This is a genomic window from Leucobacter celer subsp. astrifaciens, from assembly GCF_001273835.1.
In the GTDB taxonomy this organism is placed as follows: Bacteria; Actinomycetota; Actinomycetes; order Actinomycetales; family Microbacteriaceae; genus Leucobacter; species Leucobacter celer.
Window position 1 is genome coordinate 13,614 of the sequence record NZ_JHEI01000138.1, and the last position, 24,076, is coordinate 37,689.

General features: G+C 68.8%; 23 protein-coding genes. 15 read left to right on the forward strand and 8 right to left on the reverse strand.

Features of this window, described 5'->3' with window-relative positions; translation table 11 throughout:
• Positions 1-94 precede the first annotated feature (94 nt).
• Positions 95-460, forward strand: coding sequence for a DUF2568 domain-containing protein (locus tag AMS65_RS11515; RefSeq protein WP_053384321.1), 366 nt, complete (start codon positions 95-97; stop codon positions 458-460).
• Between the two features lie 120 nt (positions 461-580).
• Positions 581-1,513: an AraC family transcriptional regulator gene (locus AMS65_RS19100; RefSeq protein ID WP_053384322.1), complete on the forward strand. Its 933-nt coding sequence runs from the start codon at positions 581-583 to the stop codon at positions 1,511-1,513.
• Between the two features lie 79 nt (positions 1,514-1,592).
• On the opposite strand, the gene AMS65_RS11525 is transcribed toward AMS65_RS19100, so the two are convergent.
• Together AMS65_RS11525 and AMS65_RS11530 are read right to left on the reverse strand one after the other, a co-directional pair.
• Positions 1,593-2,828, reverse strand: coding sequence for an MFS transporter (locus tag AMS65_RS11525; protein ID WP_053384323.1), 1,236 nt, complete (start codon positions 2,826-2,828; stop codon positions 1,593-1,595).
• Between the two features lie 199 nt (positions 2,829-3,027).
• On the reverse strand, positions 3,028-3,990 hold the full coding sequence (locus tag AMS65_RS11530) for a DMT family transporter (protein ID WP_053384324.1): 963 nt from the start codon (positions 3,988-3,990) through the stop codon (positions 3,028-3,030).
• Between the two features lie 82 nt (positions 3,991-4,072).
• On the opposite strand from AMS65_RS11530, the gene AMS65_RS11535 reads away from it, so the two are divergent.
• A complete protein-coding gene (locus tag AMS65_RS11535; protein WP_053384325.1) occupies positions 4,073-4,987 on the forward strand; it encodes a LysR family transcriptional regulator in 915 nt (304 codons plus the stop codon).
• A 231-nt stretch (positions 4,988-5,218) separates the two neighbouring features.
• Here the strand turns inward: AMS65_RS11535 and AMS65_RS11540 are convergent, their stop codons facing one another.
• Together AMS65_RS11540 and nagB are read right to left on the reverse strand one after the other, a co-directional pair.
• On the reverse strand, positions 5,219-6,433 hold the full coding sequence (locus AMS65_RS11540; protein WP_053384326.1) for an NADP-dependent isocitrate dehydrogenase: 1,215 nt from the start codon (positions 6,431-6,433) through the stop codon (positions 5,219-5,221).
• A gap of 260 nt (positions 6,434-6,693) precedes the next feature.
• Positions 6,694-7,479, reverse strand: a complete 786-nt coding sequence (gene nagB, locus AMS65_RS11545; protein WP_053384327.1) for a glucosamine-6-phosphate deaminase — start codon at positions 7,477-7,479, stop codon at positions 6,694-6,696.
• A 260-nt stretch (positions 7,480-7,739) separates the two neighbouring features.
• Here nagB and AMS65_RS11550 point away from each other — a divergent pair, with 260 nt between their 5' ends.
• From AMS65_RS11550 to AMS65_RS11605, 12 genes are all read left to right on the forward strand, one after another.
• The gene (locus AMS65_RS11550) at positions 7,740-8,807 is read left to right on the forward strand and encodes an ABC transporter ATP-binding protein (RefSeq protein WP_053384328.1); all 1,068 of its coding nucleotides are present in this window, start codon (positions 7,740-7,742) and stop codon (positions 8,805-8,807) included.
• Between the two features lie 286 nt (positions 8,808-9,093).
• Entirely contained in the window at positions 9,094-10,275 is a 1,182-nt protein-coding gene (locus tag AMS65_RS11555) for an ROK family transcriptional regulator (protein WP_193787025.1), read from the forward strand.
• Positions 10,276-10,376: 101 nt separating this feature from the next.
• A complete protein-coding gene (locus AMS65_RS11560; RefSeq protein ID WP_053384329.1) occupies positions 10,377-11,717 on the forward strand; it encodes an extracellular solute-binding protein in 1,341 nt (446 codons plus the stop codon).
• Between the two features lie 133 nt (positions 11,718-11,850).
• Positions 11,851-12,795, forward strand: a complete 945-nt coding sequence (locus tag AMS65_RS11565) for a carbohydrate ABC transporter permease (protein ID WP_053384435.1) — start codon at positions 11,851-11,853, stop codon at positions 12,793-12,795.
• Positions 12,792-13,691, forward strand: a complete 900-nt coding sequence (locus tag AMS65_RS11570) for a carbohydrate ABC transporter permease (protein ID WP_053384330.1) — start codon at positions 12,792-12,794, stop codon at positions 13,689-13,691. The genes AMS65_RS11565 and AMS65_RS11570 overlap by 4 nt, the downstream gene beginning before the upstream one ends.
• Positions 13,688-15,199, forward strand: a complete 1,512-nt coding sequence (locus AMS65_RS11575) for a glycoside hydrolase family 3 protein (RefSeq protein ID WP_053384331.1) — start codon at positions 13,688-13,690, stop codon at positions 15,197-15,199. Before AMS65_RS11570 ends, AMS65_RS11575 begins: the two co-directional genes overlap by 4 nt.
• Positions 15,196-16,167: an ROK family protein gene (locus AMS65_RS11580; RefSeq protein ID WP_241489426.1), complete on the forward strand. Its 972-nt coding sequence runs from the start codon at positions 15,196-15,198 to the stop codon at positions 16,165-16,167. Before AMS65_RS11575 ends, AMS65_RS11580 begins: the two co-directional genes overlap by 4 nt.
• Positions 16,168-16,452: 285 nt before the next feature.
• Complete coding sequence (locus AMS65_RS11585; protein ID WP_053384332.1) at positions 16,453-16,905, forward strand: GNAT family N-acetyltransferase; 453 nt, start codon at positions 16,453-16,455, stop codon at positions 16,903-16,905.
• Between the two features lie 2 nt (positions 16,906-16,907).
• A complete protein-coding gene (gene rarD / locus AMS65_RS11590; protein WP_053384333.1) occupies positions 16,908-17,831 on the forward strand; it encodes an EamA family transporter RarD in 924 nt (307 codons plus the stop codon).
• A 9-nt stretch (positions 17,832-17,840) separates the two neighbouring features.
• Positions 17,841-18,155 carry a metal-sensitive transcriptional regulator gene (locus tag AMS65_RS11595; protein WP_053384334.1) on the forward strand — a complete coding sequence of 105 codons (315 nt, stop codon included), beginning with the start codon at positions 17,841-17,843 and terminating at the stop codon, positions 18,153-18,155.
• Positions 18,156-18,189: 34 nt separating this feature from the next.
• Positions 18,190-19,158 (forward strand): polyphosphate kinase 2, encoded by a 969-nt coding sequence (gene ppk2, locus AMS65_RS11600; RefSeq protein WP_053384335.1) that lies wholly within the window; start codon positions 18,190-18,192, stop codon positions 19,156-19,158.
• A gap of 28 nt (positions 19,159-19,186) precedes the next feature.
• Positions 19,187-20,248, forward strand: coding sequence for an LCP family protein (locus tag AMS65_RS11605; protein ID WP_053384336.1), 1,062 nt, complete (start codon positions 19,187-19,189; stop codon positions 20,246-20,248).
• A 140-nt stretch (positions 20,249-20,388) separates the two neighbouring features.
• On the opposite strand, the gene AMS65_RS19450 is transcribed toward AMS65_RS11605, so the two are convergent.
• The 4 genes from AMS65_RS19450 to AMS65_RS11615 form a co-directional block, all read right to left on the reverse strand.
• Positions 20,389-21,006: a hypothetical protein gene (locus tag AMS65_RS19450; protein ID WP_157502237.1), complete on the reverse strand. Its 618-nt coding sequence runs from the start codon at positions 21,004-21,006 to the stop codon at positions 20,389-20,391.
• Positions 21,003-21,401: a hypothetical protein gene (locus AMS65_RS19455; protein WP_157502239.1), complete on the reverse strand. Its 399-nt coding sequence runs from the start codon at positions 21,399-21,401 to the stop codon at positions 21,003-21,005. The genes AMS65_RS19450 and AMS65_RS19455 overlap by 4 nt, the downstream gene beginning before the upstream one ends.
• Before the next feature lie 318 nt (positions 21,402-21,719).
• Positions 21,720-22,172: an adenylyltransferase/cytidyltransferase family protein gene (locus AMS65_RS11610; protein WP_053384337.1), complete on the reverse strand. Its 453-nt coding sequence runs from the start codon at positions 22,170-22,172 to the stop codon at positions 21,720-21,722.
• A gap of 314 nt (positions 22,173-22,486) precedes the next feature.
• Positions 22,487-23,962, reverse strand: coding sequence for a sugar transferase (locus AMS65_RS11615; protein WP_053384338.1), 1,476 nt, complete (start codon positions 23,960-23,962; stop codon positions 22,487-22,489).
• Between the last annotated feature and the right edge of the window lie 114 nt (positions 23,963-24,076).

The window sequence follows — 24,076 nt, forward strand, 5'->3', positions numbered from 1 at the left end:
GTCATCAGCGAGGCGAGGGACGGGCACGGGCATGGGCATGGGCATGGGCGGGACGGAGGGACGGGGCCCTCGGCAGTGCCGGTAGAATGATCCGGTGACCAGCTCCTCCGAGAACCAGCCCACCCGCGCCGCCACGATCCTGCAGTTGGCGCGCAGCGTCTTCCACCTCGTCTCCGTCATCGCGGTGACCGTGTGGGGCTTCGTCTCGTGGCCGCTGCCGTTCCCGGGTGTGCTGACGGGCCTCGGTCTCCTCGTGCTCTCGGTGCTGCTCTGGGCGCTGTTCCTCTCGCCGCGCCCGGTGCTGCGCGTCGACCGCTTCGCGCAGACCCTCTTCGAGCTGCTGCTGCTCGCCGCTGCGGTGGCCGCGCTGCTCGCACTCGGCGTGTTCTGGCTGTGGCCCGTGCTGCTCGGGATCGGCGGCGCGGTGGCCGGCTACCTCGCTCTGGCCCGCGCCCGCTGAATTCTCGCGCGAGACCTGCCCCGTCGCGTCGAGACAGTCCGTCACTCGTGAAGCGGCAGCGGGGCGGCTGCAGACCATTTCGCCCGGAATAGCCCGCCCGCTCGGCGCGTTCTTCTTCCCATGAGTCCGACCACCCTCCCGACCCGCGCGGAATCGCCGCTCACCGCAGAGCCCGCGGCGCGCGATGGCCTCGACGGACGCGACGCCGCGATCGACCGGGTGCTCGCCGGCTTCGACGCCCGGGTGCACCGCCAGCACCGCGTGACGTTGCGCAGCTGCGACGTCGTCGCGATCCCCCGCAGCAGCATCGCGCTCGTCTACGTGATCGACGGGGCGCTCCGAGTCGACGGACCCGGCGGCGCCTCGGAGGAGCTCGTCGCGGGGGACGCGCGGATGATCACCGACCGCCGGGCGCACTCCCTGCGGGCGGCGCAGCACGCGTTCGCGCTCGTGAGTTCGCTCGACCTCACCGAGAGCGCCGCCCACCTGCTGGAACTGCTGCCGGGCGCCATCACCGTTCGCGAGCTGTCCGGAAGCGATCCGGCCGTCGCCGCGCTCGCCGCTCAGCTCGGCCCGGAACTGGACGGCGACGACGCTCCGTGCTCGAGCCGGGCCGGCGACGCGGTTGTCTGCCGGATGATGGCGAACACGGTCCTCGTATCCGTGATCCGCGCCTGGGTCGTGCGCGGGTGCGCGCCCGACGGCTGGCCGTCGCGCACGAACGACCGCTTCCTGGACCGCGTCGTCGAGGCGATCCACGCCGATCCCGGACGGGACTGGACGCTGGAGGATCTCGCGCGGACGGGCGCGATGTCCCGCTCCGTCTTCGCCGCGCGCTTCCGATCCGCGACGGGGATCTCGCCTGCGAACTACGTCACGGACGTGCGGATCCGATCCGCACAGGATCTGCTGGCCCGGGGCTGGGGTGTCTCGGAGGTGTCGCGGGCGATCGGATACGGATCCGACGAGGGGTTCAGCCGCGCCTTCCGGCGACGGATCGGGGTCACCCCCTCCGCTTGGCGCTCCTGCGCGATCCGAGGGGCCGAGGCCTAGGTCTAGTCGGGTCGGGTCGGCTCCGCCTCAGCCGCCCCGCATCAGCCGAGGCCCCGGCCCCGGCCGCGAAGCGACCCCCTCAAGCCCCTCGTCGACCGGAGGCGAGCCGGTCCGAGAGCCCGAACTGAGCGGCCCCCAGCAGCAGGAGTCCGGCGCCGACCGCGTACACCGGCGCGATCCCGATTATGTCGACCAGAGCGCCGCCCATCGCGGCCGCGATCATGATCCCGGCCTGGAAACCGACGACGATCAGGCTGCCCCCGGCTTCCAGCTGATCCGGCATCCGGTTGCCGACCCACGTATTCGCGATGAGCAGCCAGGAGGCGAAGAAGAAGCCCCAGATGAAGACTGCCGCGCCGGTCGCCCATACCGACCCGGAGACGGCGATGACGAGCATCAGCAGTCCCGCGATGACGGTCGGAGTGAGCACGGCCAGCACTCGATAACCGCGATCCACGACCACTCCGATGACGACGTTTCCGATCAAACCGCCCACTCCGAAGAGCGCCAGAAGGATCACGATCGTATCGGCGCCGACGGCGACCCCGCCCTCGCTCACACGTTCGAGCGCCACTCGGACGTAGGTATAGGCGAGGAAGTGCCCGGTGACGACGCAGATGTTGGCGAGCACGCCGATCCCGATTCCGGGGCGACGGATCGCGCCGACGAGCGTCGACAGCCGCGCAGAGCGTGCTGCGGGAACCGCCGGCAGCAGAGTCCTCAGCGGGACGACGAGGGCCGCGCTCAGCACCGCCGCAACTCCGAACACTCCGCGCCAATCGATCAGCTCGCTCAGCATCACTCCGAGCGGCACTCCCGCGACGGTGGCGAGCGACACCCCCGCGGAGTTGAACATCACCGCGCGACCCAGTCGCTCCGGACCCGCGATGCGAGCCGCCACCGTGATCGACATCGCCCAGAAACCCGAGATCGCGACCCCCAGCAGGAAACGCGCGAGCATCACCAGAGGCAGGCTCGGTGCGATGGCGACCAGGGCGTTCGAGACCGCCGCCAGGATCGCCATCCACACCAGCAGGGATCGGCGGTCGAGCCGCGGGAGCAGCAGCCCGACGGTCGGCGCTGCGAGCAGGCCCGCGAACGCGGTGACGGACACCATCTGGCCGGCCTGACCAGTCGTCACGCCGAGTCCCTCGGCGATGCCGGTGAGCATTCCGCTCGGCAGGAACTCGGCCGTCACCAGGAAGAAGCTCATGAGCATCATGGTGACGAGCGCGCTGTAGCGCATCCGATGCCGGCGCGCGGGGCCCTGCTCGGGATCGGTCGGAATCGTGGGTACCGGGGCGGTTGCGGTCATGATTCCATGATTCGCCGGTGCCGGCTCGTTCGCCCGACGCCGCGTCCGGTGCATCCGACGGATCGTCCGCACGCGTGCGGACGATCCGGAGTCGTGGCCCCATCGCGGCGCTGGACGATCTCTATGCCGCCAGCGGCATATGCCCCTCAGTGATGGACAACCGCCCGGGCCTCACCCGCGCGCGTCACACACGCGCGCGTCACACCCGCGCGCGATCGCGATCCCGCATCTCGGCGGCGGATCCCGCACCCGTCCCCCGCTTCACGAACGTCGCGACGGCCACCCCGGCGAGGCACACCGCACCGCCGACGAGCGAGAGGATCGCGGGCGATTCGGCGAGCAGCAGCCACGACATCAGCACCACGAGCGGCGGCACCACGTAGGTCGAGGCGGCGAGACGTCCCGCGCTCATCCGCGACAGCGCGTATCCCCAGGTCACGAACGCGATCGCGGTGGGGAAGACGCCGAGGTAGACGACGCCGAGCACGGACGATGCGGGAGCGCTTCCGACGGCCGCGATCAGCTCGGGCGCGAAGGGCGCGCACACGACCGCCCCGACGAGACAGCCCAGCCAGGTGACCGTCAGCGCATCGATCTTGATGAGCAGGCGCTTCTGCACGATCACGCTGCCCGCGTACAGCAGCGCGGCGAGCAGGGCCAGCAGCACTCCGATCGCGTCCCCCTGCCCCGTCCAGGTGGCCGACGCGATGGCGACGACGCCCAGCAGCGCCACCGACATCCCGACCATCAGCCGGGCCGGGAACCCCTCGCCGAGCAGGAGACCGGCGAACAGGCCCACCAGCAGCGGGGACACGTTCACGAGCAGCGCCGTGGTTCCCGCGTCCAGACGCAGCTCCGCCGCATTCAGCGCGAGGTTGTAGCCGCCGAACCACGCGGCGCCCCACAGCACCAGGATCCCGAGTGTTCGCCCGCCGGGCAGCCGCGGTGCGGCACCCGCCCGCACCGCCCGGAAGGCCACGAACACGGTCAGCGCGATGGCGCCCACGAGCAACCGCCCCAGCGCGAGCGCCCCGGGCGCGAAGTCTTCGCCCACGGCGCGGATCACGACGAAGGCCGACGCCCACAGCACCACCGTGATGGCCACCATGAGCACCGGAACCGTGCGCGCGGTGAGTGAGGAGGAGGGTGAGAGGTTCGTCATGCCTCCATGCTGCACCCGATCGAATCGTTAGCACCAGTTCACAAGTCTTCCCCATGATTAAGCTCAGCTGTATTATCGAGGCATGCTGGATCTGCATCGCCTCCGTGTCTTCCGCTCCGTGGTCGCGAGCGGGTCCGTGCAGGCCGCGGCCGCCAACCTCGGATACACCCCCTCGGCGGTCAGCCAGCACATCACGGCCCTGCAGAAGGAGGTCGGCCTGACGCTGCTCGAGCGCGCGGGCCGGGGACTGCGCCCCACCGCGGCGGGTTTCGCTCTCGCGGCGGAGGCCGACGGCGTGCTGGCCAGGATCGGCGAGGCCGAGACCCTCGTATCGGATCTGCGTACCGGCCGCACCGGCCGCCTGTCGATCGCCTATTTCGCCTCGGTCGGCAGCGTCTGGCTGCCATCGGTCGTGCACCGGCTCTCCGAGGAGTTCCCCGGCGTGCGCCTGGACCTCCGGCTGAGCGACAACGCGCCGGACCGCCCCGACGATCGCGCCGACATCCACCTCATCGTCGCGCGCCACGACTTCGTGACCGGACGGGGCTTCACGACGCACCACCTGCTCGACGACCCCTACATCGTCGCGCTTCCCGAAACGCACCCGCTCGCCGCGAGCGGCACCGTCGAGCTCTCCGACCTCAAGCACGAGCGCTGGATCGACAACGACTTCGCCGCGGGGTGGTGCCGCCAGAATCTGCTCGACTCCTGCGCCGCGGCGGGGTTCCGGCCGGCGTTCCACGTCGAGACCCACGACTATCACGCCGCGCTGGCGTTCGTCGCGGCCGGCATCGGGATCACCGTGCTGCCGACGCTCGGGGCGACGGATCCGCCGGCCGGCGTGGCCCTGCGCCACCTGGCGAACCCCACCCCGGTGCGCTCGATCCACGCGGTGGTGCGCGACGCGGTCGCGATCACCCCGCCCGCGCGTGCGGCATTGGAGCTCCTCCGCGCCGAAGCCGCCCTCGGCGCCCCCGAAACCGCCCTGGCCGGTTGAGCGCAGCGCAGTCGCCGGAGGAAACGCGGCAGCATCGAGGTCGCCCTTGCCGCTGATTGAGCGGAGCGGAGTCGAAATCAAGGCCTGCTGTCCGGGTTTCGACTCGCTCCGCTCGCTCAACCGGCGGTCGGGGCGAGCGACGCGCGTATATGCCCACGCACGCAGCAGGGCGGCGGTGCCGAAGCACCGCCGCCCTGGATCCTGCGTATCGCGCGCAGGATGGCGAAGAGGCTAGGCCAAACGCTGCTGCAGGTTCTCGTCGATCGTCGCGAGGAACTCCTCGGTGGTCTGGTAGGCCTGATCCGGGCCGACCAGCAGCGCGAGGTCCTTGGTCATCTTGCCCGACTCGACGGACTTGATGACGACGTCCTCGAGCGTGAGCGCGAACTCGATCAGGTCCTGGTTGCCGTCGAGCTTGCCGCGATGGGCGAGACCGCGGGTCCACGCGAAGATCGAGGCGATCGGATTGGTGGAGGTGGGCTTGCCCTGCTGGTGCTGGCGGTAGTGACGAGTCACGGTGCCGTGGGCGGCCTCGGCCTCGACGACCTTGCCGTCGGGCGTCGCGAGCACGGAGGTCATGAGGCCCAGCGATCCGAAGCCCTGCGCGACGGTGTCCGACTGCACGTCGCCGTCGTAGTTCTTGCAGGCCCAGACGTAGCCGCCCTCCCACTTCATGGCCGAGGCGACCATGTCGTCGATGAGGCGGTGCTCGTAGGTGAGCCCCGCGGCCTCGAACTGCTCCTTGAACTCGGTGTCGTAGATCTCCTGGAACAGATCCTTGAAGCGGCCGTCGTAGGCCTTGAGGATCGTGTTCTTGGTGGAGAGGTACACCGGGTAGTTGCGGGAGAGGCCGTAGTTGAGCGAGGCGCGCGCGAAGTCGCGGATCGAGGCGTCGAGGTTGTACTGCACCTGGGCGATGCCGTCGCCCGGCGACTGGAAGACCTCGAACTTCTGGGGCTCCGAGCCGTCGTTCGGGGTGAACTCGACCGTGAGGGTGCCCTCGCCCTGGAAGCGGAAGTCGGTGGCGCGGTACTGGTCGCCGAAGGCGTGGCGGCCGATGATGATCGGCTTGTTCCAGCCGGGCACGAGGCGGGGGATGTTCGAGATGATGATCGGCTCGCGGAAGATCACGCCGCCGAGGATGTTGCGGATCGTGCCGTTGGGGCTGCGCCACATCTTCTTGAGGCCGAACTCCTCGACGCGGGCCTCGTCGGGGGTGATGGTCGCGCACTTGACGCCGACGCCGTGCTTCTTGATGGCGTTGGCGGCGTCGATGGTCACCTGATCGTCGGTGGCGTCGCGGTGCTCGATGCCGAGATCGTAGTACTCGAGCGTGACGTCGAGGTACGGGTGGATGAGACGGTCCTTGATGAACTGCCAGATGATGCGAGTCATCTCGTCGCCGTCGAGTTCGACGACCGTACCTTCAACCTTGATCTTCGCCAACGCTTCTCCCAGTGTCGTGATGTGTGAGCTCGGGGGCGCGCAGCACGGTAGACGCCGCGCGCTGCTTCCGCGGGATCGAGGCCGTAACGCCGTTCCCGATGCAGGGCTCGATAGAGCCGCCAAACAGTCTAGCCGAGAATTCCAAGTCTCTCGACATCGAGATAAATCAGACCCTCGCTGCCGTTCTGGGCGCTCGAGCCCACCCGCTCTCTCCGTAGCCTCGGCTCGAGGCGATCCCGAGGCGCGTCCGGGCCGAGGCCCTAGGCCGAGACCTTGACCTTGGGCCGGTGCTCCTGCACGTACTCGTAGTACGCCGTGAGGCTCAAGCGGGAGGCGGCTGCGCGATCGATCACCACGGTCGCGCGTCGGTGCAGCTGCAGCGCGCTCGCGGGGCACATGCTGGCGAGCGGTCCCTCGACCATCGCGGCGACGGCCTCGGCCTTCTCCTCGCCCTGCGCCACGAGCAGCAGCTCGCGCGCGTCGAGGATCGTGCCGAGCCCCTGCGTGACGCAGTGGATCGGCACCTCGTCCTCGGAGGCGAAGAAGCGCGCGTTGTCCGCCCGGGTGCGGGGCGCGAGCGTCTTGATCCGGGTGCGGGACGCGAACGACGAGGTCGGCTCGTTGAAGCCGATGTGGCCGTTGGCGCCGATGCCCAGCAGCTGCAGGTCCACACCGCCGGCGTCGGCGATGCGCCGCTCGTAGTCCACGCAGGCGGCCTCGAGATCGGGGGCGACGCCATCGGGCACGTGCACGCGCTCGGGATCGAGGCCGAGCGGCTCGGTGACGGTGCGCCGGATCACGGAGCGGTAGCTCTCGGGGTGGCGCGGATCGAGGCCCACGTACTCGTCGAGGGCGAAGGCGCTGACGCCGGTGAGATCGAGGCCGCCGCCGCGAACGCGCTCGGCCAGCGCGGCATAGGTTCCGAGCGGCGAGGATCCCGTCGCGACGCCCAGCACCGCGCCCCGCCGGGAGCGCACGACATCGGCGATCGTCTCGGCGGCGTGCTCGGCGACGGCAGCCGCGTCGGGAACGATGACGACGTCCACGGGACCTCCAGGGTGACGGTGCTGCGCGGAAAGCGCGAGAGTGCGGTGCAGACCGGCTCCAGATAAGCAGCCCGTCGAGCGGCTGTCAACCCGAGCCACCCGAGGCGCCGCGGCGATCCCGCGCTGCTCCTCTACCGGGTCTCGACCCGAGTCCGACCCGGATGTTAGGCTGAGCACGCCCAACGACGGGCATCGGCGGCCGAGCAGGCCGCCGGCTCTACAACGGATCGTCCGGCACGTACCTGCCGGTGGAGGAAATCATGGCAACTGTCACGTTCGAAAACGTCTCCCGCGTCTATCCGGGGACGGAGCGCCCCTCGGTCGACCAGCTCGACCTGGAGATCGGCGACGGAGAATTCCTGGTACTCGTCGGCCCTTCGGGCTGCGGCAAGTCCACGACGCTGCGCATGCTCGCGGGCCTCGAGGAGATCGACGGGGGCCGCGTGCTCATCGGCGATCGCGATGTCACCGATATGCCGCCGAAGGATCGCGACATCGCGATGGTGTTCCAGAACTACGCCCTCTACCCGCACATGACCGTGGCGGAGAACATGGGCTTCGCGCTGAAGATCGCGGGCGCCTCCAAGGAGGAGCGCTCGGCACGGGTGCTCGAAGCCGCGAAGATGCTGGATCTCGAGCAGTACCTCGACCGCAAGCCCAAGGCGCTCTCCGGCGGGCAGCGCCAGCGCGTCGCGATGGGCCGCGCGATCGTGCGTCAGCCGCAGGTCTTCCTGATGGACGAGCCGCTGTCGAACCTGGACGCGAAGCTGCGCGTGCAGACCCGCACCCAGATCGCATCGCTGCAGCGCAGGCTCGGCGTCACCACCGTCTACGTGACCCACGATCAGACCGAGGCGCTCACCATGGGCGACCGCATCGCGGTGCTCAAGGACGGCGTGCTGCAGCAGGTGGGCAGCCCGCGCGATCTCTACGAGACGCCCAACAACGAGTTCGTCGCGGGCTTCATCGGATCGCCCGCGATGAATCTGCTCTCCTCGCCGGTGTCGGAGGCCGGCGTCGCATTCGGCTCCGCGACGGTGCCGGCGCCGGTGCGGGTGCAGTCGCCCACCGTGACGGTGGGCGTGCGCCCCGAGGACCTGGTGCTCGTCGGCGCGGGGGATCCCGGGCTCTCCGTGGTGGTCGACCTCGTGGAGGAGCTCGGCGCCGACGGCTACCTCTACGGGCACACCGTCGAAGGCGACCGCGTCGACATCGTGGCTCGGGTCGACGGCCGCGTGCACCCCGGCCCCGGAGACACCGTCACCCTGGCCCCGGTTCCCGAGCGCCTGCACCTGTTCGACGCCGAGAACGGCGCCCGCCTGGTCTGACCCGGCGCTTCCGCGCTGCAGGGCGCGGCCCTGCTCTGCGCAGCGCTGCTCTGCGCAGCGCTGCTCGAGGCCGGTCCCCGTTCCCGGGGGCCGGCCTCTGCGGCGCAACGATCCGCGCGCCAGTAGACGTCGCCTCGCGGGCCGGGAAGCAGCAACTACTGACGCGCTTCACCCGATCCGGCGGCCCGCGGGCGCACCATCCCCGTGGATCACAGTTCGGTCACGACAGGCCGATCCCGCACATCCGGACTTGCGAATATTTAGTTCGTTAGCTTTACTAACTCACATGATGGTCGCAACGCCGCGTCCCGAGGAACCCTCCGGACCGCTCTCCCACGCCCCCGCAGCGTTCGCCTCCCGCGCGCCGCGCCGCGCCCTCAAGGCGACCCCGGGCGACGCGAAGCTGCACAACCGCACGCTCGTGCTGCAGACCCTCTACGTCTCCGGCCCCATGAGCCGCGCCGACCTGGCCCGGGCGACCGGACTCACCAAGGTGACCGTCTCGGTGCTCGTCGCCGAGCTCATCTCCGAGCACCTGCTGCGCGAGCTCGGCCAGCAGGAGGCGCAGCGCCCCGGCAAGCCCGCGATCCTCGTGGATCTGGCCCGCGACGCGTTCTCCGTCGTCGCCCTCGACCTCAGCGACCACCTCCTCGTGCGCGGCGCTCTCCTGGATCTCGACGGCCGCATCGTCACCCGCGTCGAGATGCCGCGCGACGGCGCGATGGGCGAGGCCGTCTGCGAACTCGCGATCGGACTGGTGCACGAGCTGCAGTCGCGCGCCGAGGTGCCGATCCTCGGGATCGGGATCGGCACCCCCGGTGTCGTCGACGACACCGGGACCGTGCGCACGGCGCCCAACCTCGGCTGGGAGGACCTGCCGCTGCGCAGCATCTTCGAGGAGCGCACCGGGATCCGCACCGTGGTCGAGAACGACGCCAACGTCGCCGCGCTCGCCGAGTACAGCTTCGGCGATTCGACCGACAACTTCATCCTGATCGCGATCGGTCACGGTGTCGGCTCGGGTCTCATCGTCTCGGGACACCCGGTGCCGGGCTACCGCTTCGCCTCCGGTGAGATCGGCCAGGTGATGGTGGGAACCGACCTCGGCCTCGAGGCCCCCTACTCCCGCGAGCACGTGCTCGAGCACTGGCTGTCGGTGCCCTCGCTGACGCGCGAGCTCGAGTCCCGCCCGCAGGAGCGGGAGCAGGTGCTGCGCGAGGCGGGCCAGCGTCTCGGCATCGCGCTCGCCCCGGTGGTCGGCGTGCTCAACCTGGCCGAGGTGGTGCTGGCGGGCCCCGTCGACCTGATCGACGGCACGCTGGCCGAGGCCACGCTCGAGATCCTCCGCAGGCGCACCATGCCCGACTCCCACGACGACCTCGTGCTGCGCACGAGCCAGCAGGGCGAGGACCTCATTCTGCGCGGCGCCACCGCGATCGTGCTGAAGGATCGCCTCGGCGTCACCTGAGCACCCCCCAGAACTCCACACCGGACCGCGTTCGGCACCCGCCGGAACGCACACCCCGCATCGCGCGACACCCGCGCGACACGCATCGAAAGGAAGACACCATGAAGAGGAAGTTCACTGGCCTCGCCGCCGCGGCCGTGGCCTCGGCACTGCTGTTCACCGGCTGCGGCCAGAGCGCGCCGACCGGCGGAGGCTCGGGCGACGGCGCTTCGAACGGGGACGCATCGATCACGCTCTGGCTGATCGGCGGCGATACGCCCGACGCGCTGCGCGACTACCTGACGGCCGAGTTCGCCGAGCAGACCGGGGCCACCCTCAAGATCGAGGAGCAGACCTGGGGCGACATCATCACCAACCTCACCACCAAGCTCCCCGACCCGAAGAACACCCCCGACGTGACGGAGATCGGCAACACCCAGTCTCCGACCTTCACCAACGCGGGCGCGTTCCTCGACATCAGCGACCTGTACGACGAGCTCGGCGGCGACCAGCTGCTGCAGTCCTTCGTCGAGGTCGGCGCGGTCGATGACAAGAACTACACCCTCCCCTACTACTTCGGCTCGCGCTACGTCTTCGCCCGCAGCGACGTCTTCGCCGAGGCGGGCGTCGATCAGCCCGAGACCCTCGACGAGTTCAACGCCGCTGTGAAGACGATCGCCGAGCAGAACCCGCGCGACATCGAGAACTTCTCCGGCTTCTGGCTGGGCGGGCAGGACTGGCGCAACGGCATCTCCTGGATCTTCGCGAACGGCGGCGACATCGCCCAATACCGCGACGGCCAGTGGGTGGCCACCCTCGACTCCCCCGAATCGCTCAAGGGTCTCGAGCAGCTGCAGGATCTGTACCGCAACGCCTCGAAGGCGCCGAACGACGCCAAGGACGAGTCGATCTGGACCTACGTCAACGACTCCGACACCCGTGACGAGGCCGAGACCTCCCTGGGAGCAGCGAGCATCCTCGCGCCGGGCTGGGCCCACTGGTCGATCGGAGACCTGGTCGAGGGCGACGACGGCGAGCAGGTGCGCGAGTGGAACGACGACAAGTTCGCGGCCTACCCGCTGCCGGGCAACGACGGCAACCCCGCCCCGGTCTTCGCCGGGGGCTCGAACATCGGCATCTCGGCTCAGACGCAGAACCCCGAGCTCGCGAAGGATCTGATGCGGATCATCTTCTCCGAGGAGTACCAGACCCTTCTGGGCGAGAACGGACTCGGCCCCGCCAACTCCGAGTACACCTCATCGCTCGGCGACGACCAGTTCGCCACGGCGCTGATCGATTCGGCCTCCAACTCGAAGCTCACCCCGGCCGCGCCGGGCTGGGCCGCGATCGAGGCGAAGAACATCATGGAGGAGTTCTTCGCGCAGATCCGCGACGCCGATGATCTCGAGCAGCTGGCGAAGGACACCAACGCCCAGCTCGACGCCCTGCTCAACCAGCAGTAGCCCCGCGGGCGTAGAGTCGCGGGATCCGGGTCGAACCCCCGGACCGGGTCCCGCGACTCCGCGCCGAACAGCCCCAGAACCCCGAGAAAGGCCCGCGATGAGCACCGCCCCCGCAGCGCCCACGGCGCCGCCGATGCAGACGGAGCCCGCCTCCGCCGCACCGACCGAGCAGCCGCGACCGCCGCGGCGCCGCAAGCTGCGCATCACCCCGTACGCGCTGCTGCTGCCCGCGACGCTCATCGTGCTGCTGGCGCTCGGGTACCCGATCGTCTGGCAGCTGATCACCTCGATGCAGCACTTCGGACTCGCACAGCAGTTCGGCCAGCCGCCCGAGTGGATCTGGTTCGAGAACTACATCGAGCTCTTCGGATCCACCACCACCTGGCTCGTGGTCGCCCGCTCCGTGGTCTTCTGCCTCGTGACCGCCGCGGTGACGATGATCGTGGGGGTCGGCTTCGCGCTGCTCATGCAGGCGGTCCCGACGGTGATCCGCGTCATCCTGCAGATCTCGCTGCTGCTGGCGTGGGCCACCCCGGTCGTCGCCGCGATGACCATCTGGAACTGGATGTTCGACTGGAACCGCGGCCTGGTGAACTGGACGCTCACCGGCCTCGGTCTCCCCTTCAACGGCTTCAACTGGCTGCAGAACCCGCTGACCTTCTTCTTCGTCGCCCTCATCATCGTGGTCTGGATGAGCGTGCCCTTCGTGGCGTTCTCGGTCTACGCGGGGCTGACCCAGGTACCCGGAGAGGTGCTCGAAGCGGCGCAGATGGACGGCGCCGGCCCGTGGCAGCGCTTCCGGCTGATCATCCTGCCGATCGTCAAACCGGTGCTCGGCATCGTGATGCTGCTGCAGATCATCTGGGATCTGCGGGTCTTCACCCAGATCAGGCTGCTGCAGGATCGCGGTTCGATCGCCAGCCAGACCGATGTGCTCGGCACCTACATCTACCAGCTCGGCGTCGGCTCGAGCAACTTCGCGATGGCGAGCGCGATGTCCATCTTCGTGCTGCTGCTCACGATCGCGCTGAGCTGGGCCTACGTCCGCAACCTGCTGAAGGAGGATGAGCAGCGATGAGCCGTTCCGACACCGCGAGCATGACCGCTCCTCTGAAGCTGGTGCGCCAGCGCGGCCGCGTGCGCCCCAAGCGCGTCACCCGTGCGCTGCTCGGCGTGCTCGGCCTGGTGTTCGCCCTGATCTGGGTGTTCCCGGTCTACTGGATGGTGAACTCCTCCCTGCTGCCGAACGTGGTGCTGGAGCGGCGCACGCCCACGCTGCTGCCCTTCGGCGGATCCTTCAAGAACTTCGAGGCGGTGTTCTCCGACGGCAGCTTCCTGCGAGCGCTCGGAATGAGCCTCACCATCGCCGTCATCACCGTGTTCGTCTGCATCGTGTTCGCCTTCTTCGCCGCGCTCGCGCTCAGCCGCTTCCGCTTCAAGGGCCGCCGCAGCTTCGTGCTCGCGGTGCTCTTCATCCAGATGCTCCCCGCCGAGGGCATGTTCATCGCGCAGTACAAGCTCATGGGATCGCTCGGGCTGCTCAACACCGTCATCGGCGTGAGCATCGTCTACATCGCGGCCGTCGTGCCGTTCACGATCTGGATGCTGCGCGGCTTCGTCGCCGGCGTGCCCGCCGATCTGGAGGAGGCCGCGATGGTCGACGGGCTCAGCCGTACGCAGGCGTTCATGCGCATCACGTTCCCCCTGCTCGCGCCCGGCCTCATCGCGAGCGGCGTCTACGCGTTCCTCCAGGCCTGGAACGAGTTCACCGTCGCTCTGGTGCTGCTCGATGCAGACGGCCAGACGCTGCCGCTCTGGCTGCGCGGCTTCATCCAGCAGTCGGCGAACCGCGCGATCGACTGGGGACAGGTGATGGCGGCGTCGACGCTCGTCGCGATCCCCGTGATCATCTTCTTCGTGTTCGTGCAGGGCCGCATGACGAGCGGCATGGTCAGCGGAGCGGTGAAGGGATGAGCGAGCGCTCCCTCGCCCGCGACGTGCGCGCGACCCTCATGCCCGGTTTCACCGGGTACACCGCTCCCGCGTGGCTGCTCGAAGCCCTGGGCGACGGGCTCCTCGCGGTCTGCGTCTACGGCGGCAACGTGCGGGATCGCGCGCAGCTCGCGGCGCTCGGAGCCGAGCTGCGCGCCGCGGCGCCCCGCGCGCTCGTGGCGATCGACGAGGAGGGGGGCGAGGTCACCCGGCTGCACTACCTCGAGGGCGCCCCGTACCCCGGCGCCGCCGTGCTGGGCCGCATCGACGACCTTATATATACGGAGGAGATCGGCCACCGCGTGGGGCGCGACATCCTCGCCAGCGGTTTCAACCTCGCGCTCGCCCCCGACGCCGACGTCAACAGCGACCCGCGCAACCCGGTCATCGGCACGCGGAGCTTCGGCGCGGATCCCGGGCTCGCCGCGCGGCACGTCGCCGCGTGGGTGCGCGGCCTGCAGCGCGCGGGAGCCATCGCCTGCCCCAAGCACTTCCCGGGACACGGGGCGACCGCGCAGGATTCGCACCTCGCGCTCCCCGTCGTCGACGCCTCCCCCGATCTCATCGCACGCCGAGATCTCCCGCCCTTCCGCGCGGCCGTCGAGGCCGGTGCGCGCGCGGTGATGAGCTCGCACATCCTGCTGCCGCAGGTCGATCCGACGGGCCCGGCCACCTTCAGCAGCCGGATCCTGCAGGGCATGCTGCGGGAGGAGCTCGGGTTCAGGGGCGCCATCATCAGCGATGCGCTCGACATGCAGGGCGCGAGCGGCGGGATCGGGATCCCCGAGGCCGCGGTGCGGGCGCTGACGGCCGGCTGCGATCTGCTGTGCATCGGCACCGACACCACCCCCGAGCAGCTGCGCGGGATCGAGGATCACCTGCTCGCGGCGGTGCGCGAGGGCCGGCTCTCCGAGGATCGGCTGCGCGAGGCCGCGGATCGCGTGCGCGCGCTCGCGGCCGCCGATCCCGCGCCCACCGCCACGACCGATCACGATGCGGCGCCGCTTCCCACCGCTGACGAGGTGGCGCGCATCGCCGCCAGCTTCGCGGGCGTCGACGCGGCGCGCGCCTGGCTGCGCGAGCACCCCGGGGCGTGCGTGATCCGGGTCGAGACCGAGGCCAATATGGCCGTGGGCGTCGCCCCGTGGGGACCCTTCGCAGCGGCGGAGCACCCCCTGCCCGACCAGCGGACCATCGCGGAGGCGTTCGCGCGACGGTTGCACCGCACCGTCGACGACGACAGCACCATGCCCTGGCACGTCGCACCCGCTCGCGGCGCCATCGTCATCGGCAGGGATCTGCACCGTCACGAGTTCGCGCGCGACGGCATCGACGCGCTGCGCGAAGCGGGGCAGGCGGTACTGGCCGTCGAGACGGGCTGGCCCGGCGCCGATCCCGTTGCCGCCCGCTACGCCGATCTCGTCTGCTACGGCTCCTCGGCGCTCGCCGGGGCCGCGCTGCTCGGTCTGATCGAGGAGGGCTCCCGATGAGCGCTCCGCTCCACGTCGGAATGGATATCGGCGGTTCCAAGACCGAGGCCGTCGCGCTCGACGACGCGGGCACCGTCGTGGCGAGCACTCGCCTGCCATCGGAACAGGGCGCCGAGGGCGTGCTGCGCACGGCCGAGCAGGCCGTCGTGGAACTGGCGCGCCGCACCGGCCGCAGAGTGGACGAGTTCGTGTCGGTGGGCGTGGGCATTCCGGGCCAGGTCGACCGGGATCGCGGCGAGGTGCGATACGCCTACAACCTCGGTATCGAACTCCTGCCGCTCACCGAGCGGCTGAGCGAGCGCACCGGCCTTCCGGTGGGCATCGACAACGACGTCACGGCCGCGGCGATCGGGGCCGCGCACCTCATGGGGCTCTCGGGAACCGTCGCGTACCTCAACCTCGGCACGGGACTCGCAGCCGGATACGTGGTCGACGGCCGCCCGCTGCGCGGTGCGCACGGGGTCGCCGGCGAGATCGGGCACCTCCCCGTCGACCCGCTCGCGCGCCCCTGCCCCTGCGGACAGCGCGGTTGTCTGGAGACCGTGGCCAGCGGATCGGCCCTCAAGGCCTACTGGCCGGCCGGCGGCGACCACCCGGGACGCATACTGCTCGCGGCCGCCGACGCGGGAGACGAGGCCGCCCGCACCGCTCTCGACAATCTCGTGCGCGGCGCCTCGGCCAGTGTGCGCATGCTCGTGCTCACCCTCGACCCGGACACCGTGGTGATCGGCGGCGGGCTGCGCCTGCTCGGTGCGCGCCTCTTCGACGGGCTGCGCGACACCCTCGAGAACTGGTCTGCGGAATCGCCCTTCCTCGCCCGCCTCGAGCTGAGCGGCCGCGTGCAGGTGCTTCCGGAGGATTCGAGCGCAGCCGCGGTCGGTGCCGCCCTGGCGGGCGCCGGTGACGGACCCGCGGCTCCCCGACCCGTGCCGAGCGGAATCGATCGGGCACGGGTCCCGCTGAGGTAGGTGCCGCAGCCTGCCGCGGGGACGGGATCCGGGGGAGATCCGGGACGGCAGGCTGCGCACCGGTTTCGGGAATGAACTCAGCGTAAAGAGGCCGGATCCCGCTGCGACCCGTTTTACGTAACCACTACGCACGCTCCGGCGCACCTCGCGCGCGACCGCGGTTCCTCCTCCGCGGTGCCGTTCCGGGTCCCTTCCGAGTACGGCTCGGACTCCTCGGTGTCGCTTATCAGGATCTCCCGCAAGACGTCTCTTTGCCCGCCCGGGTTCTCACGCTAGCCTGGTGACATGAGCGCTCTGAGACTCGAAGAACTTTCCGCCGCGACCATCGTCGCCGTGAACACTCTCGGCCTGAAGCCCGGCCAGGAGCAGTTCATCACCCCGGTCTCGTACGCCGCCGCAGCCGCCGTCATCCGGCCGCACACCGCCTGGCAGCGCGTGGTGCTCGACGAGGACCGCGTGGTCGGCTTCATCCACGGCAACTTCGATCCCGAGGCCCCGCAGGAGGAGTTCCGTGCGGCGCTGTGGCGCATCAACGTCGACGCCGACGCCCAGGGCAAGGGCGTCGGCACCTTCGCGGTCAACGCCCTCATCGAGGAGGCCCGCCAGCGCGGCCTCGACCGCCTCACCGTGCTCTGGGAACGCGGCGAGGACGGGCCGGAGGAGTTCTTCCTGTACATCGGATTCAAGCCGATCGGCGAGACGCCCTACGGTGAGGTCATCGGCGCGATCGACCTCTGAGATTGGCCCGGCCGCTCAGCCCCGGGGCGAGCGGCCTCCTCGCCTCCGTCGGGTCATCGCTCGCCTTCGGGGGCGTCTATTTCATCACGCCCCTGCTGGCGCCCGCCTCGGCGGAGTCGATCTGGGGCATCCGCAATCTCGTCACGATCCCGATCATCGCCCTCGCGCTGATCGGGCTGCGGCAGTGGTACGTCGTGCCCGAGATCGCGAGGCGCATCCGGCGCCGGCCGCTTCTGCTGCTCGGGATCTTCGTCTGCGGGCTGCTGATCGCCGCGCAGCTGTGGGTGTTCAGCTGGGCTCCGCTGCACGGCCGCGGACTGCAGGTCGCACTCGGCTACTTCATGCTGCCGCTCGTGCTCGTGGTGCTCGGCCGCTTCCTCTACCGGGACCGCCTGGTGTGGTGGCAGTGGCTGGCCGCGGGGATCACCGCCGCCGGAGTGATCTTCGAGCTGGTGCGCGTCGGGGGCGTCTCGTGGGAGACGCTGCTCGTCGCGCTCGGGTACCCCGCCTACTTCGTGCTGCGGCGCTCGCTCGGCACCGGCCACCTCGGCGGCATGTTCTGGGAGTTCCTCGTGCTCGCCCCGGTCGCCGCCGTGCTGTTCGCGCTCGAGCTCGGACGAGGGTCGTCGCTCGCCGCGAACCCCTCGCTGTGGTGGCTGGGCCCGCTGTTCGCGCTGTGCTCCGGCTTCGCGCTCGTGCTCTACCTGGCCGCGTCGAGGCTGCTCACGATGAGCCTGTTCGGGCTGTTGAGCTATCTGGAGCCCGCCCTGCTGATGGTCGCATCAATGCTCAACGGCGAGCGGATCGGCTCGGATGAGCTCGTCATCTACAGCGCCATCTGGCTGGCGGTGCTGGTGCTGGTGGCCGGCGGCGTCGCCCTGCTGCTGCGGGATCGCCGATCCGGAACTCCCCGAGATCCCGTGTAAGGTGCTGCCATGAGCGAAGCGATGAGCGAGGCCTGCGAGCCGCGGACGCACGGCTACATCGAGCACAAGGACGAGCTCCTGAAGCGGCTGCGCCGCGCCGAGGGCCAGGTGCGCGGTGTGCACCGCATGGTCGAGAACGACGTCTACTGCATCGACATCCTCACCCAGGTCTCCGCCGCGACGAAGGCGCTGGAGCGGGTGGCGCTCGCGCTGCTCGACGACCACCTGCGGCACTGCGTCGCCTCGGCAGCGGCCGACGGCGGCGAGGTCGCCGCCGAGAAACTGCACGAGGCCTCCGCCGCGATCGCCCGCCTCGTACGCTGAGCCCACCCCGCAGAACTCCGAACGAAGGAATCGCATGGCCAGTTCCGCAGACGACACCGGCACCGCCGATACCGCCGAATTCGAGCTGGCCGGCCCGGGCCAGATCGATGTCACGCCCGAGATCGACGAGATCGCCGAGCTGCGCCGCAAAGGCAGGAAGCTGCCGAAGGACGACGATCCCGACGCGCCCTGGCGACAGGGGCATCCGTACGACACCAAGATCTCGCGCACGGCCTACGAACGCGACAAGCGCAGGCTGCAGATCGAGCTGCTCAAGCTGCAGGCCTGGGTCAAGGAGACCGGCCAGAAGATCGTGATCCTCTTCGAGGGACGCGATGCCGCCGGCAAGGGCGGCGCGATCAAGCGCTTCACCGAGCACATGAATCCGCGCGGCGCCCGCGTGGTGGCGCTCGAGATCCCCACCGAGCGCGAACGCTCCCAGTGGTACTTCCAGCGCTACGCGGCGCACCTGCCCAGCGCCGGCGAGATCGTGCTCTTCGACCGCTCCTGGTACAACCGGGCCGGCGTGGAGCGCGTCATGGGCTACTGCACGCCCCAGCAGTACCTGGAGTTCACCCGCTCGGCTCCCGAGTTCGAACGCATGCTGGTCAACTCCGGCGTGCACCTCATCAAGTTCTGGTTCTCCGTCGGCAAGGCCGAGCAGCACTCCCGCTTCGTCGCCCGATCCCACGACGAGGTGAAGCAGTGGAAGCTCTCGCCCACGGATCTCGCCTCGCTCGACAAGTGGAACGCCTACACCGACGCGAAGGAGGCCATGTTCTTCTATACGGACACGCCTCACGCCCCCTGGACCGTCGTGAAGTCGAACGACAAAAAGCGCGCCCGGCTCGAGGCGATGCGATGGGTGCTGTCGCGCTTCGACTATCCCGACAAGGACCGGAAGCTGGTCGGCACGCCCGACGCGAAGATCATCGGATCGCCCGCCACCGTCTACGACGAGGGGGAGACGCCGACGGGCAGCTTTCCCGTCGTCGGCGGATGAGCCCGTGGAACGCGCCTAGGAGCCCGTCATGAACGATCATCGCACCTCGACGCAGCAGCTCACCGCTGCGCCCCCGAAGCGCAAGCGCAGAGGACTCCGCAACACGCTGATCGTGCTCGGATCCCTCATCGTGCTGCTCGGCATCGCCGCGGGCATCGGCTACGCGATCCTCGCGAACTCCTTCAACGAGATCCAGCGGGTCAGCGTCGAGCAGGATCCGTCGCTGCAGCGCCCCGACCCGGTGGCACCGCAGCCGGGCGTCGGCGCCCCCGTCAACATCCTGCTGCTCGGCTCCGACTCGCGCGAGGCGACCGACACCTCGCTCGACGCCGCCGACATGACCGGCTATCGCAGCGACTCCATCATGGTCGTGCAGGTCTCTCCCGACGGCGGGAGCGTCACGGTGATGTCGATCATGCGCGACAACTGGGTGGAGGTGCAGGGGCACGGGGAGGCGAAGATCAACGCCGCCATGTCGTACGGCGGCCTTCCGCTGGCGGTGAACACCGTCGAGAACTTCATCGGCGCCCGCATCGACCACGTGGCCCTGGTCGACTTCGAGTCGTTCAAGGGCCTCACCGACGCCGTCGGCGGAGTCACCATCACCAACGACCATGCGTTCACCTCGACCCACGGCGGCTTCACCTTCGAGCAGGGCGAGATCACGCTCAGCGGCGACGAGGCGCTCGGCTTCGTGCGCGAGAGGTACGCGTTCGTCGACGGCGACTACCAGCGCGCCCGCAACCAGCAGACCTACATGAAGGGGCTCGCGAAGACGATCCTCAGCCGGGAGACCCTGAGCGACCCCGGCAAGGTGGTCAACACCTTCGAGGCGCTGAAGCCCTACCTGATCCTCGACGATCGGTTCGACCTCGGATCGGTCACGAGCCTCGGCCTCGGCATGCGCAACATGCGCAGCGACAACATCCTCTTCTTCACGAGCCCGACCCTCGGCACGGGCACGTCGGCCGACGGTCAGTCCATCGTCATCCCGAACTGGGAGGAGATGGCAAGGGTGCAGGAGGCGTTCCGCGCCGGGACCCTGCACGAGTATGCGGCCACGCTCTCACCCGGCTCGGAGGTGCCCTGACGTCTCTGACGAGAGAACCGATCCGGTCCACCAACTATCTGGTAGACCGGTCTACTCCTGATCCTCTCGATGCTCGCCGAGGAGATTCATACGGACAGCGAGGAAGGAGAGGCGACCCTGCTGCTCGTATCGGTGCTGAATCAGTTCAACACTTGTCCGATACGCCGTGGAGTATATGAAGAAGAGTATGTCGTCGCGCCGTCGTAGCGAGGGGACATGGCGCCTACCACTCCGTTGTTGGAGGGGAGAAAGGCTGAATCCACCCACGACGGACACTTCAAGGCTCGATTCGGATTGATGCAGTATGTGGTGAGAACACCCGGAGCGTTGTTCAATTTCACCTTGAAATAGCTTGATACGTGTTTGAACTCGACCACCGTCTTGACGGGAATTTCCTCCACCACGATCCATTTGCCATTGTTCTTCCTCACCTTGTCCGCATAGGCGGTGTACTCTGCTTTCGTCTGAGGACGGCCCTTCCAGATCTCGCCATAGGGGGACTTCGTCGGGTGCTTGACCGTGCTGTACTTCTTGATTCCGTGCCGGGTCTTGATCTTGGCCCATCCGAAGCCTTTCCCGGATGTTTTGCTATAGGTCCCTTTGCGGAGGAGAATCTTGGTTTTGTTCGCGTTCTTCCAGCTCGCAACGACCGCGGACTTCGGGGCGGCCTCCTCTGCTGCCGACACGGGCAGGAAAACAAAGAGCAGTGCCATCAATGCCGCGAAGGTCGTCAAGCCGAGCTTTGAGCCACTGGTCAATTGACGTTCTCCGGAGAGGAAAAGATCAGAGTCGGATGGAGCGACATCAGATCTCCCGTTACGTCACACCAATGCACGGGCTGTCCACCGAGTCCGAGGCTGGCCTCCCAAGCGAGACCGAGAATGATACCCGCTCCTGGGGGCGGCTCGAAGTCATGAGTAACGACCTCCTGCGCATACTCTTCAGCTGTGGTTGCGTCATCGGAGAAGATTTCATATAGGTCTTGTTGGCGGTAGATTCTGCCGAAGAGCATGTCGGGCGCGCCCCATCGGTAGACGATCAGGGCAGTGTCGGGTGCACTGAGAGCAGCGCGAACAACGGTGTACCTGCCATGCTCAGCGCCTTCTTCAACAATCGCTTCAATGAACCGTCGAAGCAAGGTCCCTTCATTCATAGGATTAGCATACATTTACCACTCTCTATTTTTATATTTCATCTAAGAACGGCAATGAACTCCATGTCCCAGTTGCAATAGTCTCGAGGAGACAGCGCAAGGCCCTCTTCGGAAGTGGCAATAGCAGCCTCTTGGGAGCAGGGGCCTCGCGCACCCGATGGCTCTCGGGCGTCAGCGAATGAAGCGGTGCGACGGTTTCGAGTGACGCCGAGGCGGTCGCGCAACGGGCCAGGCTTTTGGGCCTGGTGATTGCGTGGGCGCCGAAGCGAGATAGAGTCGGGCGATGACAGCGGACCCCTCGCTCCGCTCTCCGATCGCTTAGACCACGGCCTGCGCGCTCCGCCGCTGAGCCGCGGGATCGAGCAGTTCGAGCGCGCGCCGCAGCGCGGTGCTCGAGGTGTGCGCGGTGTAGGGGAAGTAGACGATCTCCACGCCGACACGGGCGAAGCGGCGCTCGAGCAGCCGCCCCCTCTCGGTGCCCCGCCAGTCGTCGCCCTTGAAGAAGTGCGTGAAGCGCACCTCCTCCCACACCTCGAGCTTGTCGGGCACTCGCTCGATATGGACCTCGTCGACGAAATCGATGTGGCGCACGATCTCCGCGCGCTCGGCGGTCGGGATCACCGTCTCGCTTCCCTTCACCGCCCGCAGCATCTCGTCGCTCACCACCCCCGCGATGAGGTAGTCGCACTCCTGCCGGGCGTGACGCAGCAGGTTGAGGTGCCCGACGTGGAACAGGTCGAAGGCCCCCGCCGCGTAGCCGATGCGCCTCATGCCTCTCCCCTTCGTCGACGGTGACCGCGAAACGATGCTCGTGTCGTCAGCGTAGGTTCGTCGGGCGGGCGGTCGCATCGGCGGGAACTACGTAACCTCCGCGAAGCCGATCCGGAACCGCGTCCGCACCGGGGCTTGGGCCCGTACCCCCCGACCCGCCCGCAGTTTCAGGGGAGTTCGGCGAATCAGAGGATACGGGGGCCTGTGGACGGCTCAGGGGTCGCCGCACGTTTACGCGCAGCGGGCCTCGGCCGCCGGATTCATCGGGTCGTGCCGCCGTGAACTGCGGTGCTTCGGCTTCGGCTGGGACACGGCTAGTACGCTCCTTCGCGCTGCACCATGACACGGGCGGTTCGCCACATGATCTGCAGATCGCTCATGAGCGACCAGTTCTCGACGTAGCTGAGATCGAGTCGCACGCTCTCGTCCCAGGAGAGATCGCTGCGCCCGCTCACCTGCCACGGACCGGTGATCCCGGGCTTCACGTAGAGCCTGCGCACGATCCTGCCGTCGTACGCGGTCACCTCGTCCGGCAACGGGGGCCGCGGGCCGACGACGCTCATCTCGCCGCGCAGCACGTTCCAGAACTGCGGCAACTCGTCGATCGAGAGCTTGCGCAGCACCGCTCCCACCCGGGTGACCCGGGGATCCTGTCGCATCTTGAACAGCAGTCCCGCGCCCTCGTTCTGCTGCTGCAGTTCGGTGAGCCGCTGCTCCGCGTCGACGACCATCGTGCGGAACTTATACATCGTGAACAGCCGACCGTCGCGCCCCACCCGCTGCTGCGCGAAGAAGACGGGGCCGGGAGAATCCAGTTTGATGACCAGCGCGAGGAGGGGTGTGATCACCCCGATGAATGCCAGCGCCAGCGCCGCGACGCTGATGTCCAGCCCGCGCTTCAGGAGGTAGTACCCGCCCTCGTACGACGGGATGCGGATCTGCAGCATCGGCAGCCCCTCCACCGGGCGGAACGAGATGCGGGGCCCGACCACGTCGGTGAGCTGGTTCGAGAGCACCAGATTCGCCGCGGTGCCCTCGAGCTGCCAGCTGAGTTCGCGAACGAACGACGAGTCGTTCTCCGGCCGGCTGGCGACGACGATCGTGTCGGCCCCGATCCGCGAAGCGATGTCGGCCACTCGCTCGACCGACCCGCGCACCGGATACCGCCGATCGCCGACGACGACCGGGGTGCGATCGGTTCCGAACAGCGCCACACCGACCACGTGGAACCCGTACTCCCGCGCCTGCAGAGTGCGGATCACGTACTCGACATCGGCGCGGTCTCCCGCCACCAGGGTGCGGGAGGCGTAGTGGCCGGAGGCCCGGCGGTCGCACAACCACCGGCGCCAGCGCCAGCGCGAGACCAGCAGACCGACGAGTCCGATCGGAAGCGCCGCGAAGATGAGCACGCGGTCGCCGCTCCAGTCGAGCACCAGCACCCAGATCGCGATCGCGCCGAACGCCAGCCCCGTGGCGTTGGCCACGCGCTGGTACTCGGCGGTGCCGGATCCGAGGCACTGCATATCCCGGCTGCGCATGCCCGACAGCAGCAGGTACCACAGCACCGCCAGCATCGCACCGGCCAGGAGAGTGGTGCTTCCCACCCCGGTGACGATCTGCTGCAGCAGCGCAGCGGCGCCCACCGCGACGAGGATCACCGTCGTGTCCGAGAGCCTCAGGCACCAGCGGAATCGCCGCTCCCAGCGGCGCCGGCGTTCGAGCGTCGGAGTGCATCGCGGCGACACCGCGATCGGTCCCGTGAACGTGTCGGACCCAACCTCCACCAGCATGCCAACTCCCCTGAGCAGTCGTACCTCATCTGTGCTTTTGTCGTCATGCTAGGAAGCGCGGGCGAGCGCCCGGGCAAGGATACGCAAGCGCTACGCAGGGCATTGGAGCACCAT

What these genes read in the sequence shown, in the direction of transcription:
- AMS65_RS11580 (WP_241489426.1), top strand. Translation starts at nt 15,196, where the DNA reads ATGAGCGCTCCGCTCCACGTCGGAATGGATATCGGCGGTTCCAAGACC.
- AMS65_RS11605 (WP_053384336.1), top strand. Translation starts at nt 19,187, where the DNA reads ATGAACGATCATCGCACCTCGACGCAGCAGCTCACCGCTGCGCCCCCG.
- AMS65_RS11550 (WP_053384328.1), top strand. Translation starts at nt 7,740, where the DNA reads ATGGCAACTGTCACGTTCGAAAACGTCTCCCGCGTCTATCCGGGGACG.
- AMS65_RS11585 (WP_053384332.1), top strand. Translation starts at nt 16,453, where the DNA reads ATGAGCGCTCTGAGACTCGAAGAACTTTCCGCCGCGACCATCGTCGCC.
- AMS65_RS19100 (WP_053384322.1), top strand. Translation starts at nt 581, where the DNA reads ATGAGTCCGACCACCCTCCCGACCCGCGCGGAATCGCCGCTCACCGCA.
- AMS65_RS11565 (WP_053384435.1), top strand. Translation starts at nt 11,851, where the DNA reads ATGCAGACGGAGCCCGCCTCCGCCGCACCGACCGAGCAGCCGCGACCG.
- AMS65_RS19455 (WP_157502239.1), bottom strand. Translation starts at nt 21,401, where the DNA reads ATGAATGAAGGGACCTTGCTTCGACGGTTCATTGAAGCGATTGTTGAA.
- AMS65_RS11555 (WP_193787025.1), top strand. Translation starts at nt 9,094, where the DNA reads ATGATGGTCGCAACGCCGCGTCCCGAGGAACCCTCCGGACCGCTCTCC.
- AMS65_RS11530 (WP_053384324.1), bottom strand. Translation starts at nt 3,990, where the DNA reads ATGACGAACCTCTCACCCTCCTCCTCACTCACCGCGCGCACGGTTCCG.
- AMS65_RS11575 (WP_053384331.1), top strand. Translation starts at nt 13,688, where the DNA reads ATGAGCGAGCGCTCCCTCGCCCGCGACGTGCGCGCGACCCTCATGCCC.
- AMS65_RS11570 (WP_053384330.1), top strand. Translation starts at nt 12,792, where the DNA reads ATGAGCCGTTCCGACACCGCGAGCATGACCGCTCCTCTGAAGCTGGTG.
- AMS65_RS11615 (WP_053384338.1), bottom strand. Translation starts at nt 23,962, where the DNA reads ATGCTGGTGGAGGTTGGGTCCGACACGTTCACGGGACCGATCGCGGTG.
- AMS65_RS11560 (WP_053384329.1), top strand. Translation starts at nt 10,377, where the DNA reads ATGAAGAGGAAGTTCACTGGCCTCGCCGCCGCGGCCGTGGCCTCGGCA.
- AMS65_RS11610 (WP_053384337.1), bottom strand. Translation starts at nt 22,172, where the DNA reads ATGAGGCGCATCGGCTACGCGGCGGGGGCCTTCGACCTGTTCCACGTC.
- ppk2 (WP_053384335.1), top strand. Translation starts at nt 18,190, where the DNA reads ATGGCCAGTTCCGCAGACGACACCGGCACCGCCGATACCGCCGAATTC.
- AMS65_RS11595 (WP_053384334.1), top strand. Translation starts at nt 17,841, where the DNA reads ATGAGCGAAGCGATGAGCGAGGCCTGCGAGCCGCGGACGCACGGCTAC.
- AMS65_RS11525 (WP_053384323.1), bottom strand. Translation starts at nt 2,828, where the DNA reads ATGACCGCAACCGCCCCGGTACCCACGATTCCGACCGATCCCGAGCAG.
- AMS65_RS11535 (WP_053384325.1), top strand. Translation starts at nt 4,073, where the DNA reads ATGCTGGATCTGCATCGCCTCCGTGTCTTCCGCTCCGTGGTCGCGAGC.